This is a genomic window from Bacillus sp. AFS018417 (assembly GCF_002560985.1).
Lineage (GTDB): Bacteria > Bacillota > Bacilli > Bacillales > Bacillaceae_G > Bacillus_A > Bacillus_A rhizoplanae.
This window is the reverse complement of the sequence record NZ_NTTM01000036.1, coordinates 24,970-41,821: the sequence shown is the minus strand read 5'-3', so window position 1 is coordinate 41,821 and position 16,852 is coordinate 24,970. Positions and strand designations below refer to the sequence as shown.

Genomic DNA, 16,852 nt, shown 5'->3' with positions numbered 1-16,852 from the left:
GAGTGCTTTGCATCTTAATCGTGAATCATCAGGCGAAAACTGGCGGGTAAGACCTGATGGAGTAGAAAAAGTAACAGGCACCTTAAAGTATCTTACTGATTTAACGTTTCCAACTATGTTATTTGGAAAGATTATGCGCAGCCACTATCCACACGCAAGGATTATAGCCATTCATACAGAAAAGGCGAAAAAACTGAAGGGAGTCCATGGGGTTTTGACCTATAAGGATATACCTGGGTTAAATGGGTTTGGTATTCTCGACCCGGATCAGCCTGTCCTATGCCATGATAAGGTTCGGTTTATAGGTGATGCTGTCGCGGCTGTAGCCGCTGAATCCAAAGAGATAGCCGAACAAGCCTTAAAGTTAATTGAAGTGGAGTATGAAGTTTTCCCGGTAGTCGATGACCCAGAGCTATCGCTGTTACCGTCAGCACCTCAAATTCATGAAAAGGGAAACATCCTCCACCGTTCATCCTTTAAAAAAGGAGATTTGGATGAAGGCTTTAAAAATTGCGAGTTTATTATTGAAGAAACGTATGATACTCCAAGGCAAATCCATGCTTATATGGAAACGGAAGGAGGAGTGGTAGTTCCTGATAAGGATGGCGGGATCATCGTCTACATGGGGACGCAACATGGCTACTGCGACCGCTTTCAGCTTTCGAGAATTTTAAATCTCGATGAAACCAAAATACGGGTTGTCTCAAGTCCGATGGGCGGCTCCTTTGGAGGAAAAGATGAATTAAATGTTCAGTCATATGGGGCATTGCTCGCGCTTCACACGGGCTATCCTGTAAAAATCCATCAAAATCGGAGGGAGTCGATACAGTCAGGAATAAAGCGGCACCCGATGCGGATTAAGATGAAAACAGGTGTGGATCGTGATGGAAATATTTTAGCGCATGAAGCTACTATCATTGCTGATACGGGAGCATATGCGACACTCGGCCTTGCAGTATTAGAGTGTGCGGTTGAAAATACAGTCGGACCTTATTTGATTCCAAATATCAATATTGATGGCGTATCTGTTTATACGAATAACGGTGTATCAGGAGAATTTAGAGGGTTTGGCAGCAACCAAGTTGTTTTTGCACTCGAAGGGCAGCTTGATCGGTTAGCTGAAAAATTAAAGATGGACCCTATTGAATTGAGAGAAAAAAATATTAAGAGATTAGACGGATTAGGTGCTCTTGATCAAACCATTGCACCAACGGATGGAGCAAAAGAAGTCTTGGATGCCATCAAACAGTCTAACATTTTACGGATGAAAAAAACGGATAATGGTAAATGGAAAAGGAGAGGTGCAGGGATTGCGATAACCATTCTCGGCCAAGGATTGGGTCACGGGATTCCGGACCCAGGGGCAGGGTGCATGTCAATCAGTAAGGATGGCAAAATTGAAGCAGCTTTTGGTGTAGAAGAGGTGGGTCAAGGGGTATTGGCTGTCATTGAGACCTTACTTATGAAAGCCTTTAAATGTGGAAGTGATGATCTCAATATTGTAATCGGGGACACGGAGAAGGTTCCACATTCCGGTTCGACAACGGCATCAAGGGCAACAACCATGATTTGGTTAGCCATTGAGAAGATGAGAGAATCCTTTGAAAGTCAAATTCTTCAGCGTGCATCACAAATGACGGGACTTCCAAAACAGCAGTTGTGTCTAGGTCCAGGTGGAATATGGAGGGAGTCGAAGTTGATCGTCTCTTATGTTAATTTAGCAGGTCAATTAAATGAACCTATCGAGGTATCGGTTGAATTCCCTTATCCACAATCCAATGATACCGTGCAAAAAGGACGCTACCTTTATTCTTTTGCAGCTGTTGCAGCTGAAGTTGAAGTTGACCTATTAACAGGGAAGGTTACTGTTCTTGGTTTGGACCAAGCGATCGCTGCAGGCCCGGTCGTTAGTCCAATGGGGTATCTCGGTCAAATTGAAGGAAGCGGGGTGATGTCCATTGGTTACACGCTAACGGAGGATTGTCCAATGGAAAAAGGAAAGTACGTAACTGAGAATTTTGACACATATTTAATTCCGACGATTTGCGATGTTCCTCCCGATATGAACGTGTACGCCATTGAAACTGTCCAGTCAGGAGACACATTCGGACCAAAGGGGATTGGAGAAATTGGAACAGTAGCGGTTGCCCCGGCGATTGCCAAAGCGATTCATGATGCGATTGGGTATTGGTGTAACCGAATTCCTGTTTCACGGGAGGAAATTTTACAGGCAGTGGAAAAGGAGGGGAGAATTTGGACGTAATCATTGAGGTTCAGTTTAAAGTAAATGATCAATCGGTAAATCTTGGGGTCCCACCTTTACGCCGTCTGAACGATATTCTTCGCGAGGATCTTGAAATGACTGGAACCAAAATCTCCTGCGGGATCGGCCGCTGCGGTGCATGTACTGTCTTAATGAATGGGCAAATGGTTAACTCTTGTTTAGTGATGGCGTTTCAATTAAATCATGTTGAAATCGTAACGATAGAAGGACTTGACGGTGAAGAAGAACTCGATCCGATACAGAAAGCTTTTATGGAAGAGGGCGGCTTTCAATGTGGGTATTGTACACCTGGGATGATTTTAGCAACAAAAGCATTGTTAGAAAAACATCCTCACCCAACCCAGGAACAAATCCTAGAAGGACTGTCTGGTAATTTATGCCGCTGCACGGGATATGGGGGAATCCTTCGAGCAGTAAAATCCATTTCCAATGCCATTTCCGGTGCCTGATACCGTTCGTGGACAAAACGTTCATTTTGTACGCCTCGAGTAGACGTTTGTTGAAAAGTAGATATTTCGTAAGAGCGACAGCAAGGATGTTTTATGAACAGGGGGGAGTTTGTGAGAGAAGAAAGATTTATGAAGATGGCAGTAGACATTGCTCTTGAAAATGTTATGACAGAACACGGTGGCCCGTTTGGAGCCATTATTGTGCGAAAAGGCAAGATCATTGGAATTGGCCGTAATGAAGTGACAGCAACGAACGATCCGACCGCACATGCTGAGATGCAGGCGATTCGCGCAGCCTGTAAAGAATTAAATAGTTACCAATTGACAGATTGTGAGATTTATACGAGCTGCGAGCCTTGCCCGATGTGTTTCGGAGCAATCTATTGGGCGAGACTAACATCAATCTATTATGCGTGTACAAAAACAGAAGCTGCTGGAATTGGATTTGACGATCAGTTTATTTACGAACAACTTGCGTTACGATTCGAGGAGCGAGCGATACCAATGAAACAAGTACGGCCAGAAAATTACATGATACCATTCAAAATTTGGAAAACCTCAATTAATAAGGCAGAATATTAATAAAGGGTGTCAGGCACCGTTAGGGACAAATGTCCTTTTCTGGTGCCTAACACCCTTTAATAGTTACTCGAAGCTTGGTGACATGCAGGGAGTCGATTTGGCTAAATAGGAAGCCTTGTTTTTCAAGGATGGGCAAGCTCATATAACTGGTATCAACCATTAATAACTGAAAGTTGTCTCTTGCAGTTATGATAGAGAAAATCCTTATACCTTGTACGACCTCCAGTAAATACTTGCTTCATCAGCTTTTCTATTATGTCATTTTGTATTTCTTGATTGCGATAAAAATAATCATAAAAAATAGCTATTTTCTGGCATATGTCATCTATTATTGAGCCAAAAACTGAAATGCTAATTCAAATAAGAAATATTTATCGAAAATATGCTCCTGAGCTTGATACTTATATGACCACGGAGGAAGCTGAAGACCTACATAACCTTCGCATCTCACAAATACAAATCAATAATTTATTTGAAAAGCCAGTTACTAAGATATACCGATGGGATGACGAATATACTACGGAAAAGTATCTAAAATTAATTCAATCCTACTCAGATTTTCACGATATTAACGATGAGAAGAAACAAGCTATTTTAGAAAGTGTTGCAGACTATATCGAAAGTGAAAATGGTAAAATAGTTGTTCCACAAGAAGTAAGATTATATATGGCTAGAAAGTGATGTTTGACATTCTTTTCTTAAACAAACGGAGTGCGTTAGTTGAAAATAATAAGCCTATTTGTATCCGTGGCCCTATTTTTGTTATCCCATTAAAGGGCGCGATTGTTGAACAACAATTAAAAGGGCGATACATATTATACATGACTAATATGTATCGCCCTTTATTTTTTATGACTTTTTACGATTTAGGTCTTGATAATATAAAGTGTAGTAAGGCTTTTATTTTTCTATATCAAAATTAAGCGACTATACTATCTCTATAAGATCCGTTAGCTTACGGATTTCATAAGTCGGCTTAATTCCTAAATGGTTTTCTTTAAGATGCGGATTGAACCAGCAAGTGTCAATCCCGTAATTTATGCCTCCATGAATATCGGAAGTCAAAGAATCGCCTACAATCAACACTTTAGCTTTATCTGTAATTTGCAGCTTAGAAAACGCATAATCGAAGATACCTTTATTAGGTTTCTGAAATCCAGCTTCTTCAGAAATAATGATATGCTCAAACGTATTACAGAGAGACGAGCTCCCAATTCTTGATGTCTGCACATTTGTGAATCCATTTGTTATAATGGCCAGCCGACAACCAGTAAGATTGTCACATAATTCTACAGCACCTTGCATAAGATGCGCTTCCTGTCCCAAATATTCAAGATAAACATTGCTGAACGTATCTGCATTGATTTCAAGCTCATGTGCAAGGAATAATCTCCTAAATCTCTCTACTCCCAATTTTGGCAAAGTAGTAAGCCCTTGTTCCAAATCTCTCCACAATACATTGCTAATCTCTTTATATTTAGCTTCATAATCCGCCAATCCCGTAGGCAATCCAAACTCTACAAAAGTTTTATGTAGTGCCTTTCTTTCTGATATACTGAAGTCGAACGGTGTATCATCAACATCGAACAATATGATTTCGTATTTCATAGCTCCTCCATTTATCCATTGCTTATCCAATATTAAGTCGGTATCGACAGGGATGTGATTCTTATTTTTTGAGATACAAGATTGTAAATGGGATAAATTAATAATCCTTACAGGTATAGTTTGCTTATTATTTTTATTGTGTTACATAGTGACCTAAATGTAAAGTAAACTGCAATGTCGGAAAGTAGTATTAGGAGTATCACCCCATGCCCATCAAGCTAATATTTTGAAGTACCCCAAAAAACAAAAATTTTATCTCCCTACAGTTGTCTACATGATTTCTGCATAAGGAAAGGACTCTATGAATATTAAAATAAATAATAAAAAATAGGTTGGGGTACGTCCTTATAAAAAGAACGGTGTTTATCTTTCTTAAAATTTAAATCTAAATTTACGCTATAGGGAGTGTGTTGATGGAAAAATACAGATTATCAAAAGCAATCGGGGTTGTCTTAGGGATATTAACGATCATTGTTACGTTAGGATATGGCTTTCTGTATTTACTTGGTACTTCCTTAGGGAAAGCGCTCCATTCCGAAATTGATTCATCAGCAACTGATAGGCTTACTTTAGTCATTCTTATTGGTCTTCTCATAGTCGGCGTAATAACTGGAGCAGGTTCTTTTTGGTTAAACCGGAATGTATGGAGAGTCGTTTACTTTGGATTCTGTTTGGTACTTGGAATTTGTCTTTTTGTTACCTTTTTTATTTCTATAGGAGCATTAGGAAGCATATATGAATTTATGATTTTATGTATTAGCATGATGTATTTTTTGTTGAGCTATTTAGTAAGAAAGGGGAAATGAAAGTTACAAAGGTTGATTGCGGTTTTATCTCGCTCTTGAGTGAAAAGGCATCAGATACGCTTTAACTTGTGAATAAAGGGTAGAAGAATTCGGTATATCGCAGCTTGCCCCCTCTATCACTATTAAGGTGGAATGGTTTGGTGAATATTCCGAATTACCGAATAAAAACATTGTGAACATATTGCACTGTTTTACCGTGTTTATTATGATAGAATCAGGCTGTAATTACATTTAATTCTTGAACCAAGATCACATACTCTAGGATACGGGAGGACTGATCATTTTGAAAGGTGTAAGGCTGTTAAAAAAACGGATGTGTTTTGGACTATTAAGCTTAAGTCTTGTAAGCTTAAGCCTCTTTGGAGAATCAAAGCAGACGGAAGCAAAAGAAAAAGTAGAGCAAACAAAAAGTACAAGTCATGCGACTAGCCGAAAGTTCGTACAACTTGAGAAAAAGTTTGATGCTCGGCTCGGGGTCTATGCTATCGACACTGGCACAAATCGCACGGTAGCCTATCGACCTGATGAACGCTTTGCTTATACATCCACCTTTAAGGCTCTGGCTGCAGGGGCAGTGCTGCAACAAAACTCGATTGACAAACTTGACGAGGTAATCACCTACACCAAAGATGATCTGGTCACGTATTCGCCGATCACAGAGCAACACGTGGATACGGGGATGACCCTTAGGGAAATCTGCGATGCTGCTATCCGTTACAGCGATAATACCGCAGGGAACCTTTTATTGCAGAAACTGGGCGGCCCTAATGGATTCGAAAAAGCACTGAGGCAGATCGGCGATAATGTCACCGAGGCTGATCGCTTCGAGACTGATTTGAACAGTGCCATCCCAGGAGACATCCGTGATACAAGTACAGCAAGAGCACTTGCCACCAACCTGAAGGCTTTCACGGTCGATGACGTGCTCTCGAATGATAAGCGTACAATCCTTACAGATTGGATGCGGGGGAACCTTACTGGAGACGAACTGATCCGTGCGGCCGTACCTAAAGGCTGGGAGGTAGGCGATAAAACCGGAGCAGGAGACTATGGAACGCGAAACGACATTGCTATCGTTTGGCCGCCGAATAGAGATCCCATCATTATCGCGATTCTATCCACCCATGATACTAAGAATGCTACCTATAATAATGAACTTATAGCACAGGCTGCCAAGGTCGCACTTAATGCCTTCAAGTGAATTAGGAGCGAGTATCAAAACAAGGAAAAATACACGTAGTCATTAGATACTTTTTAATTTTAGGAAGCAATGTCCAATTGCTTCTTTTTTGTTGCCGTTATGAAACTGAATGGTTTTTGGAAACTAGAACATTTAAAGGAAAAAATCGACGAATGTTGGCGTTCGTAAATATCCCTTGCGAGTCCAATTTCGTGTTTTTACTTTCGCCTGTATCTTTGGTTCGAGATAAACAAACTTTTGGACTTTATGGGTTATGACTGATTTAGCAACCATGCCTTCTAAATCAATATGTTTAACAGCATCAAAATAAGTGCTGCCATCTTTTTTGATATAACGGATCTTCGAAATGATCTCTGTATCGGGTAATACCTGGTGTAATATTTCCTTTCTTTTATAGGGGTACGTGAACGATTCAGAGAATGAACCGCCACATCTGAAAATATTTCCAATTGGCGATGGGGTATCGCCCCATAACCATCAAGCTAAAAAAGAAATACACCCCCAAAATGAAGAAACCGAGCCATTTGCACAAAATCTTCGTTTTATATTTGGATTTTTAATAATGTAGGATTTTTTCTTATAAAGCAAACTGGGCCAGATTGTGGAATAACTGGTGCGATCCAATTGGATTATAATCAATTCATTTGACTCATTTATTTCCGTTCGGTAATATAACTAAGCGGTTATAAAATGTATAGGAATGTGATAAATATGGCTGAGGAAAAATACACCACAAGTTTGTTTGAAGTAATAGCTGAGGAAAACCGTAGAAAAATTATAGATCTTATCAGAAAACGACCAAGGTCTGTTGGGGAACTAGTTGAGTGTACACAATTAAGCCAGCCAGGAGTTTCTAAACACCTTCGAAAATTAAGGGAAGCTGGGCTAGTGATAATCATTAAGGATTCCCAAAAAAATATTTACCATTTGAATGCGGAGCCCCTTGCAGAAATTGATAACTGGTTAGAACCTTATCGAAAGTACTGGTCAGACAAGTTTGATATGCTAGAACAATTATTAGATGAGGAGGAGTAATGTATGCTAGCAGTTGTAGAAAAGTTTGAGGATGGATATGTAGCCACATATAATCGACCACTACATCATTCAGTTGAAAAGGTTTGGGCCACATTAACTGAAAATGGGAAATTGGAAAAATGGATGCCAAACTTACAAGTTGTAGACCTTCGAAAAGGCGGAATGATTAAGTTCAATATGAACGATGGGACGGGGAAATCTATTGATATTTCGATTATAGATTTCAAAGAACAGTCCTACTTGCAGTATGAATGGGGAGAAGGTTGGGTTCGATTCGAATTATTTCCAAAAGATGATGGTTGTTTATTAGTATTAAAAGAATATATTCCTACTCTGAGTGATCATACTTCAAAAGATTTAGCTGGATGGCATGTATGTCTAGATATATTCAGTACATTACTGGACGGTCAATATATGGACTTTCCAAAAGGTGAATGGGAAAAATGGCATGAGAAGTATGTAAGGATAATTCAACAATTATAGTGAATTTAATATTCAATTAAAGAGGGTGTAGCATAGGTGTTGTAGAACGGTCTCCCATTAAAGGGTACCTGCGGACATCGTGAATAAAGACGATACGTTTGAGGACTAAACAATAGTTGGCCAGCTATTTTAAGCAATTTAAAAGTTTTTTCAAAACATGAAACCTATTGACACTAAAACCAATCACAGTATTGTTGTAACAAACTAAACATCACTATTTTCCGAAAGGAGATATGTTTAAATGAAAAATCCGATTACAATACCCGACCTCTCATCGAGACCGTTTCATTTAACCGTTGAACGATTAATGAATTCTTCACCCAAAGCTCTGTTCAAAGGGTGGACAGAGCAGTTTGACCGCTGGTTTGCAGCACCTGGATCAGTACTAATGAAGCCAGAGGTCAATGAAGTCTTTTTCTTTGAGACAATTTACAAATTTGATGTACATAGTGAGGCACAGCGTCATCCACATTACGGACGATTTTTAAGACTTGAGCAAGACCATCTCGTAGAATTGACATGGGTTACGGGCGCTGAAGGAACAAAAGGAGCTGAAACAGTTGTCACAGTTAAGCTTGAACCTCACGAACATGGCACAAAGCTACATCTTACTCAAGCAGGGTTTCCAGATGAGGAATCAAGGAATCAAGCCGAACATGCTTGGCCGTTTGTACTTGAGAACCTAGACAATAAGATGATGGATCGTTAATAAACAGAAGAAGAGCTGATTTAGCATGAACAACCTTACAAAATTGAAAATCTTAAAGTCAACTAATGAAGTATTTGAAGCATTCGTAGATCCTTCAAAAATCAGGAATTTTTGGTTCTCATCGAGTTCCGAAAGATGGGAACAAGGCAAGAGGGTTACATTGAGATATGATGAATACGATGCTCAAGTAGATATAGAAATAATGGAAGTCGAGATAAATAAAAGAATTGTGTATCAATGGGCGGAAGGACATATTGTTACAATTACGCTAAAAGAATTGGATAGCTCGAGTACAATTATTGAAGTTAACGAAGAAGGTTTTAAAGAAAATGATAATGAGTTAATAAGTCAATTGATTGATAATAAAGAGGGTTGGGTTTATATGTTGACCTGTTTAAAGGGATATTTGGAATATGGTGTTAATTTGAGAGCAGCATTAGTTAAATAACTATATGATTAATCTTTTGGATCTTTTTTGAAAAAAGTTTTAATATAATAAATTCGGAAGTTCCTGACGTTATACCTTATAAAGATGCTTCTTAAATGTTCTGAAATAAATAACCAGCTAAAATAAGTTAATCGATCTTTAACAAACGGGCGCAATCTTCTAATAAGGATTGCGCCTAAAAAATATAAAAAAAGATAAGGTACATTTTCAACTGGACAACCTACTTCTCTTAAATTCGCGCTTCCTATTATGAAGGATCCAAGAGGCTACCCCTATATAGACTTAGCAAAATGGAACTGTCCCTCTATTTCTATAATTTTATTTGTAGGATTTTCTCCTTTTTTGTCGAATTTGTTTCATATAAGGAGGGACACTATATGTTTATCAAAGACTTTTTTATTAATCTTTTTATTTTTGCATTCCTAGTTAGTTCAATTATATTCATCCAAGTGTTTGTAATGAAATCCAGCCAGTTCATGGAAAAAATATATGGGGCAATCATTGCTGTTATTTTGATGACTTTTTCTTTTAAATACATGGGATTTTACTATGATCTTCGAGCTGTTCCTCTCATTTTATCATTTGTTTACTTTGGTCGCACTGCCGGTTGGATTACGGTACTTAGTATTTTTATCATGCGTGTTACTTATATGGATGGATATTATGTACCATATATCGTCGCATTATTAGGAATAGGCATTATATTTACTATTTTTAAAACATATTTCAAAAACTTACATCCATTTAAAGCTAGCTTTCTTTATCTGATTTGTTATATGGCTATGATTCGATTGGTAGGCGAATTCTTCATTCCGACTGTAATATCTAAAATGCTTCACATTCAAAACTTATTATTTACAAGTATGGGTCTGTTAAGCGGACTTTTTCTGATGGAAGCTTATCAAAAATTATATTCCTTAACACAAGAGTTATTTAGAACGAATCAAAAATTAAAAGGATCGAAGCAAGAGCTGAAAGATACTGTTCATGAACTGCAAGGAGGAATCTTTAAATTTATTAAAGTAGATACGCACTTTATACATACGATGTGTGATGGACAATTTTATTATCAAAATGGGCTTTATTCTGAACAGGTGGTAGGAAAAAGTTTACGTACTATAGATCCTTCCATTCTTCCTTCCCACCTCGTTCCTCAATTACTGAAGTATTATATACAAGCATGGGAAGGGAATGAAGTTATATTTGAAATTCCTTGGCCAGATGATGAAAATATTGTGCTAATCGGGCTTCGACCCATTAAGCGAAATGGAAAAGTGATTGAAGTTGTTGGTTCTGCAATTGATATTACAAAGAGAAAAAAGGTGGAAGATGAATTAAAAACGACTAAAGAATTACTGGAGTCATTTGTAAATAACAACATAGATGCGATTGTTATCACTGATCGAGAAGGGCATATTTTACAAGCGAATAAAGCTTTTGAAACGATATTTGGTTGGCCAATACAAGAAGCTATCGGTAAAAAAGTACCTTGTGTACCTGATTTCTTAATGGATGAATCGATAGAAATCATTCAAAATATTCTGTCTGAAAAATCTACAATTACTCGATTAGAGACCATTAGACAACGAAAAAATGGGGATTTAATTGATGTAAGTATAACGATTTCACCTATTCTAGATTTGAGAGGGAATATAATGGCTCTCTCTGCAATATGTAGGGACATTTCTGAAAGAAAACAAGCAGAAAAAGAACGACATCAATTATATCAACAATTGCAAGAAAGTGAATTGAAATATCGTGTATTATTTGAAGAGGCGGCGGATGCGGTATACGTAGTAGAATTGGATAAAAATCGAACACCCACTCGATTCATTGAAGTAAATGCGATTGGGTGTGAAAGGTTTAATTTAAGTAGAGATGAAATTCTTAGTATACCATTTCCTGATCTTGTTTCTACGGATTCTCCCCTTTTAAAAAGATTAATTGAAAAAATTAAAAAAGGGGAAGATTCTTTTACTTTGCAAGATGAATATGTTTTTCATACAGGAAAGAAAATAACGACTGAATTTAGTATTCGTGTATTCAAGTTGAACGGAAAAGAAGTTTTCTTAAGTATTTCTCGAGATATTACCGAACGAATAAAGACGGAAGAATTATTAAGAAAATCTGAAAAGCTTGCTGTTGTAGGTCAATTAGCTACAGCAATCGCTCATGAAATTAGAAACCCTTTAACTGCAATGAAAGGATTTATGCAATTATTAAAAACAATGGAAAATGAAAATAATCATCGCTATATAAATATAGTATCATCAGAAATTGATCGAATTGAAAGCATTACGAATGAATTTATGGCAATAGCCAAACCACAGGCGGTGAAAATTCACCCTAATGATATAAGTATGTTAATGAATCAAGTTGTAATGCTACTAGAGCCCCAAGCAATAATGAACAATATACAAATTAAGACAGAAGTTATCTCTAATATTCCAATGATACTTTGTGAAGGGAATCAATTAAAACAAGTATTCGTTAATATCTTAAAAAATGCAATTGAATCTATGCCAACGGGAGGAGAAATTTTAATTCAAATTAATAAAGCTGGTAATAATCAAATAAATATTCGATTTATTGATCAAGGATGTGGGATTCCTCAAGAGCGTATACCATACCTTGGAGAACCATTTTATAGCATTAAAGAGGAGGGGATTGGCTTAGGATTAATGATTTGTTACAAAATTATTGAAATGCATCAAGGCAAAATATGTATTGAAAGTGAAGTGAATAGAGGAACAATAATAGATGTTACTCTCCCTATTTGTAAATTATAAAACAAATGTTGTTAAATTTTAGAATGGATACAAAATTATCTTAGCTTGATAGGTATGGGGTATTGTTGGTTTGGAATAAAGTTTGTTCAAAAATGTTTTGCAAACCCTTATTTAGTGAGAACCAAAAAGAATCCATTTTGAAAAAAGATAATCAAAATGGATTCTTCTATACCATATCTAGATGTATTATTTTTTAAAAAAGTTTGATCATTTCTTATAAATACTTTTTTTATTAGCCTTTTGATACTCTTTTATCATCTTAACAAAGTCAATTGCAAAACCTATATTGTCTGGCAATCTAAGTTCTGAAAATAAATTCAGGGTGTAACTTAACCTCTTACGTTTATTTGAAAGGCTTAAAAAAATTCTGTTCCTTTTATCACACAAAAATAAGCTTCTATTTAAATAAGCTTTTCCTTCTTCATATTCATCTTTTCATAATTCTACCTGTTCAAAAAGGTCCACTGCATAGGAGTCTTCTTTAACTGGCGATCTGTTCACACATCGGTTTAAATTCACTTTATATTGCAATTCCCTGAAAAATGCTACTAACTTTAAGAAACTATATTTCTAATGAATGTTGAAAATAAAAGAAGAAGATACATATTCGAGCCTTAAAAATCATATTTAGTAACGATTGATGGAAATTGAATTTTGGAGGCTATAATAATGAATGAAAAACATCATAAACAGAGGCAAACTTTATTAGAGGAAAGCCATTATGAGAATCGAGACCTCTCCAATGAGCCAACTAAACTTCATTCCCAGACGATTGGCTCTGGGGGACCTGTACTGGAACAAGATGGTGTACTACACGAAACCTTACAAGAATTTATTCATGAAAAGATTTTAGAAAGACCTGTTCATGCAAAAGGATTTGGTGCATTTGGTTATTTTCAAACGATATATTCGATGTCCGAACATACAAAACTGAGCTTTTTACAAAATTCTAATCAAAAAGTTCCTGTTATGGTTCGCTTTTCGTTAGCTGTCAGTATGAAAGGAACACCTGATACATCTAGAAATGTAAGTGGTTTTACTACAAAATTTTATACAGAAGAAGGCATTTTTGACCTTTTATGTAATCACATTCCTGTCTTTTCTATTCGTGATGCGATACGATTTCCGGAATTTATTAAAGCATTCTTACCTTCACCAAAAAATAATTTAATTGATCCTGATAGGTTTTGGAGCTTTGTAGCAAGAGCGCCTGAATCGATTCATTTTGTTGTACGTTTATACTCTGATGCTGGTACGGTAAAAAGTCTTCGCCGCATTCCAGGACATAGTGTAAATACATATGTTTGGAGAAATGCTCAAGGTATCAGAAAGTACGTTAAATACCATTGGTACCCATTTGAAGGTGTACAATACATTGGCCGCGAAGAAGCAAATAGACTAGCCGCTGAAAATCCTGATTACGCTGGTAAAGATTTATACGATGCGATTGTGGGTGGTAAACCGGTGGAATATGGCTTATATGTCCAGCTCATGGACCCAAAGGATGAAGCAAATCTTTCTTATGATCCTTTAGACAATACAAAAGTATGGGATGAAAAAGAGTATCCCCTAATACCAGTAGGCAAAATGGTATTAAATAAAAATCCTGATAATTATATGGAACAAGTAGAAAAAGTCGCCTTCTCCGTTTCTAATTTACTAGACGGTGCAGAATTATCTGATGATAAAATACTGCAGGGACGTGCCAATATTTATAGTGATTCTCAAAGAAGAAGAATTGGAGCTGAATTTCGTAAATTACCGGTTAACCAACAGCAAAATTGGACACCAGCTAATCAAATTACAAGTGGTGATGGAAGATATGTTGAAGGCAAACTAGAAAGAACTTCTATAACAAAGCAAGACGATTTTGGGCAGGCTGGTGAATTCTATACGAGGTTAACTCAAATAGGAAAAGAACATCTTGTCGAAAATTTAGCTAGTGATTTGAAAGTTATATCTGATGATATTAGAAAGAAAGTTATGGAGTATTTCAATAAAGTATCATCTGACTTAGCAAAGAGAATTGAGATTGAAATGAAAAAGTGATAAGAAGATTAAAAAACGTCACTTTTACGATTAAAATGACGTTTTTTTGTATAAAACTTATTAATTTCCACCATGTTCTTAATAACCGTATACTTTCACAAATACTACAATTGTTGCATTGAAATAAAATTTGATTAAAAGTATCGTGCGAACCCATATTTTACGATAAATAAAAAGAAGCCATTTTGAAAAAAGAATAATCAAAATGGCTTCTTTTCTTCTTGAATGAACATTCCGTTTTATAAAAAAGTTTGATTAAAACTCACTTAGAATTCTTTAATCGAAAAGGAATAAAACGGTATAACTTTCTTTAAAACGGTACATCTTTTTTATAAACAATACGACTTTATTTCAAAGCTACAGGTAGCGCCCCATGGCCATCAAACCAAGATATGAAAATAACTCCAAAACGAAGAAAATACTCCTTTTCTCTAAAACCAATCTTTTGTACTATTTACCAATAAAACATTACCATGCTACAATATTACTACTAATGACAGAAAGGATGATGGGTGGACGATGATTAACTAATCTTATTTTTAAATGTTGAAATTGGATATTTCAAATTATAAAAAATAGGATTAGTCTACCCATTGTTCATAAGGAAGTAAAGCTATTTAATAAAATAGCTTATTTGGGTATAAATAATTTAAACGACTAATCCTGCCAAATTTAATTGGGAGGATTTTTTTTATTCTCCTTTTAAAGAGAGGAATAGATGGTATGAAGGAACTTTTAAAAATACAAGATGTCTGTTTGGAAATAATGGAAAATACTCTGTTTGAACAAATTAATACTACAGTGAAACAGGGAGATATCATTGGAGTAATTGGAAAAAATGGTGCTGGAAAATCCACTTTGTTACAGTTGATAAATGGAGAAATAGAACCAACAAAAGGGAAACTTCAATGGCAACAGATGAACGTAACAATGGCATATGTTGAACAAGAAAAAGAGGCATATATATCTAATGAAGTAACAGCGATAGAAGCTGAACTTCTTTCAAAATGGGGAGTACCAACAAACGATTTTCATAAGTTAAGTGGTGGAGAAAAGCTTAAAATCCGACTTGCAAAAGGATTTGCGCAAGGTACAAACCTTCTAATGTTAGATGAACCGACGAATCATTTAGATGAGCAGAGTACAGAATTGCTCATTGAACAGATAAAAAGCAAAAGTGGAACAATCATTGTTGTATCACATAATCGATATTTCTTAGATGCTGTTGCAACGAGAATTTGGTCGATAGAAGATACAAAACTAATTGAGCATCAAGGGAATTATACGAGTTATATGAAAGTTCGAGAACAAAAGAGACTTACTCAGCAGCGCGAATATGAAAAGCAACAAAAAAACATCGAACGTATAGAATCACAAATGAAAGAAATATCATCATGGTCACAAAAAGCACATGCACAGTCGACAAAAAAAGATGGCATTAAAGAATATTATCGTGTAAAGGCAAAGCGAATGGATGCGCAAGTAAAGTCGAAACAAAAGCGTCTTGAAAAAGAGCTTGAAAAGACGAAAATAGAACGTGTTAAGCCAGACCCTATTGTAGAGTTTTCAATTGAAGCAAATAAAAAGGTAGGAAAACGTTTTTTAGAAGTGAAACAATTAAAAAAATGTTTTGAGGAACGAACATTATTTGAGAAAGTTAATTTTACAATTCAACATGGTGAGAAGATTTCAATACTAGGTGCTAATGGTTGTGGGAAAACAACACTATTGAAGGTGATTATGGGACAGGAAACGTTTGAAGGCGAAGTATGGATTTCACCATCTGCAAACATTGGTTATTTAACACAAGAGGTATTTGATTTACCACTTGAAAAAACACCAGAACAGTTATTTTATAAAGAGACTTTTGAAGAAAGAGGAAAAGTACAAAGTTTAATGAATCATTTAGGGTTTAAATCTTCTCAATGGACAGAACCAATCAAGCACATGAGTATGGGTGAGCGTGTAAAGTGCAAGCTAATGGCGTATATATTAGATGAAAAAGATGTGCTTATTTTAGATGAACCGACAAATCATCTTGATTTACCTTCACGTGAACAACTTGAAAATACATTAGCGCAATATAATGGTACACTGCTTGTTGTTTCACATGATCGGTACTTTCTTGAAAAAACGACTAACAGTAGACTGGTGTTTTCAAACAATAGCATACAAAAGCAATTGAAAGAAACATCTCAAAAAAGAGATAATCTCTCTGAATTACGTTTAAAGCTTGAAACAGAAAGACAAGAAGTTTTAGGAAAACTAAGCTTTTTAACTCTTAAAGATGAAGCGTACATGGAACTTGATAAAAGATTCAAAGAACTTACGAAGCAAATAAAGGAGCTATAATCGAAAATACTTGTAGTTAGGGTACTGCCACATTGCCATCAAGTTAAGAATTCAGAA

Annotated in this window: 14 protein-coding genes; 13 read left to right on the top strand and 1 reads right to left on the bottom strand. The window is 36.2% G+C overall.

From position 1 onward, the window contains the following. The first annotated feature begins 7 nt into the window (after nucleotides 1-7). The 4 genes from pucD (at nucleotide 8) to CN326_RS15115 (ending at nucleotide 3,996) form a co-directional block, all read left to right on the top strand. Nucleotides 8-2,263: a xanthine dehydrogenase subunit D gene (gene pucD / locus CN326_RS15135; RefSeq protein WP_098309836.1), complete on the top strand. Its 2,256-nt coding sequence runs from the start codon at nucleotides 8-10 to the stop codon at nucleotides 2,261-2,263. After that, a complete protein-coding gene (locus tag CN326_RS15130; protein WP_098309835.1) occupies nucleotides 2,254-2,733 on the top strand; it encodes a (2Fe-2S)-binding protein in 480 nt (159 codons plus the stop codon). The genes pucD and CN326_RS15130 overlap by 10 nt, the downstream gene beginning before the upstream one ends. Before the next feature lie 111 nt (nucleotides 2,734-2,844). Further along, on the top strand, nucleotides 2,845-3,315 hold the full coding sequence (locus CN326_RS15125) for a nucleoside deaminase (RefSeq protein WP_098309834.1): 471 nt from the start codon (nucleotides 2,845-2,847) through the stop codon (nucleotides 3,313-3,315). Nucleotides 3,316-3,633: 318 nt separating this feature from the next. Further along, complete coding sequence (locus CN326_RS15115) at nucleotides 3,634-3,996, top strand: hypothetical protein (RefSeq protein WP_176524641.1); 363 nt, start codon at nucleotides 3,634-3,636, stop codon at nucleotides 3,994-3,996. Between the two features lie 246 nt (nucleotides 3,997-4,242). Here the strand turns inward: CN326_RS15115 and CN326_RS15110 are convergent, their stop codons facing one another. Next, nucleotides 4,243-4,923 carry a YjjG family noncanonical pyrimidine nucleotidase gene (locus tag CN326_RS15110; RefSeq protein ID WP_098309832.1) on the bottom strand — a complete coding sequence of 227 codons (681 nt, stop codon included), beginning with the start codon at nucleotides 4,921-4,923 and terminating at the stop codon, nucleotides 4,243-4,245. Nucleotides 4,924-5,336: 413 nt separating this feature from the next. Here CN326_RS15110 and CN326_RS15105 point away from each other — a divergent pair, with 413 nt between their 5' ends. The 9 genes from CN326_RS15105 to abc-f all read left to right on the top strand — a co-directional run bounded on the left by CN326_RS15105 (nucleotide 5,337) and on the right by abc-f (nucleotide 16,795). After that, nucleotides 5,337-5,729, top strand: coding sequence for a hypothetical protein (locus CN326_RS15105; protein ID WP_098309831.1), 393 nt, complete (start codon nucleotides 5,337-5,339; stop codon nucleotides 5,727-5,729). Nucleotides 5,730-6,042: 313 nt separating this feature from the next. Beyond that, a complete protein-coding gene (bla, locus tag CN326_RS15100) occupies nucleotides 6,043-6,930 on the top strand; it encodes a class A beta-lactamase (protein ID WP_098309863.1) in 888 nt (295 codons plus the stop codon). Nucleotides 6,931-7,641: 711 nt separating this feature from the next. After that, on the top strand, nucleotides 7,642-7,965 hold the full coding sequence (locus CN326_RS15090) for an ArsR/SmtB family transcription factor (protein WP_098309829.1): 324 nt from the start codon (nucleotides 7,642-7,644) through the stop codon (nucleotides 7,963-7,965). Nucleotides 7,966-7,968: 3 nt separating this feature from the next. Then, entirely contained in the window at nucleotides 7,969-8,448 is a 480-nt protein-coding gene (locus CN326_RS15085; protein WP_098309828.1) for an SRPBCC family protein, read from the top strand. A 241-nt stretch (nucleotides 8,449-8,689) separates the two neighbouring features. Then, nucleotides 8,690-9,157 (top strand): SRPBCC family protein, encoded by a 468-nt coding sequence (locus tag CN326_RS15080; protein ID WP_098309827.1) that lies wholly within the window; start codon nucleotides 8,690-8,692, stop codon nucleotides 9,155-9,157. 25 nt (nucleotides 9,158-9,182) lie between these two features. After that, entirely contained in the window at nucleotides 9,183-9,605 is a 423-nt protein-coding gene (locus CN326_RS15075; RefSeq protein ID WP_098309826.1) for an SRPBCC family protein, read from the top strand. 377 nt (nucleotides 9,606-9,982) lie between these two features. Continuing rightward, on the top strand, nucleotides 9,983-12,394 hold the full coding sequence (locus CN326_RS15070) for a PAS domain S-box protein (RefSeq protein WP_098309825.1): 2,412 nt from the start codon (nucleotides 9,983-9,985) through the stop codon (nucleotides 12,392-12,394). Between the two features lie 669 nt (nucleotides 12,395-13,063). Next, nucleotides 13,064-14,443, top strand: a complete 1,380-nt coding sequence (locus CN326_RS15065) for a catalase (protein WP_098309824.1) — start codon at nucleotides 13,064-13,066, stop codon at nucleotides 14,441-14,443. 723 nt (nucleotides 14,444-15,166) lie between these two features. Continuing rightward, entirely contained in the window at nucleotides 15,167-16,795 is a 1,629-nt protein-coding gene (abc-f, locus tag CN326_RS15060) for a ribosomal protection-like ABC-F family protein (RefSeq protein ID WP_098309823.1), read from the top strand. Nucleotides 16,796-16,852 lie beyond the last annotated feature (57 nt).

Excerpts from the sequence above, each read along its gene's own strand:
- CN326_RS15115 (WP_176524641.1), top strand. The coding sequence starts at position 3,634 with ATGTCATCTATTATTGAGCCAAAAACTGAAATGCTAATTCAAATAAGA.
- CN326_RS15110 (WP_098309832.1), bottom strand. The coding sequence starts at position 4,923 with ATGAAATACGAAATCATATTGTTCGATGTTGATGATACACCGTTCGAC.
- CN326_RS15105 (WP_098309831.1), top strand. The coding sequence starts at position 5,337 with ATGGAAAAATACAGATTATCAAAAGCAATCGGGGTTGTCTTAGGGATA.
- bla (WP_098309863.1), top strand. The coding sequence starts at position 6,043 with ATGTGTTTTGGACTATTAAGCTTAAGTCTTGTAAGCTTAAGCCTCTTT.
- CN326_RS15090 (WP_098309829.1), top strand. The coding sequence starts at position 7,642 with ATGGCTGAGGAAAAATACACCACAAGTTTGTTTGAAGTAATAGCTGAG.
- CN326_RS15085 (WP_098309828.1), top strand. The coding sequence starts at position 7,969 with ATGCTAGCAGTTGTAGAAAAGTTTGAGGATGGATATGTAGCCACATAT.
- CN326_RS15080 (WP_098309827.1), top strand. The coding sequence starts at position 8,690 with ATGAAAAATCCGATTACAATACCCGACCTCTCATCGAGACCGTTTCAT.
- CN326_RS15075 (WP_098309826.1), top strand. The coding sequence starts at position 9,183 with ATGAACAACCTTACAAAATTGAAAATCTTAAAGTCAACTAATGAAGTA.
- CN326_RS15070 (WP_098309825.1), top strand. The coding sequence starts at position 9,983 with ATGTTTATCAAAGACTTTTTTATTAATCTTTTTATTTTTGCATTCCTA.
- CN326_RS15065 (WP_098309824.1), top strand. The coding sequence starts at position 13,064 with ATGAATGAAAAACATCATAAACAGAGGCAAACTTTATTAGAGGAAAGC.
- abc-f (WP_098309823.1), top strand. The coding sequence starts at position 15,167 with ATGAAGGAACTTTTAAAAATACAAGATGTCTGTTTGGAAATAATGGAA.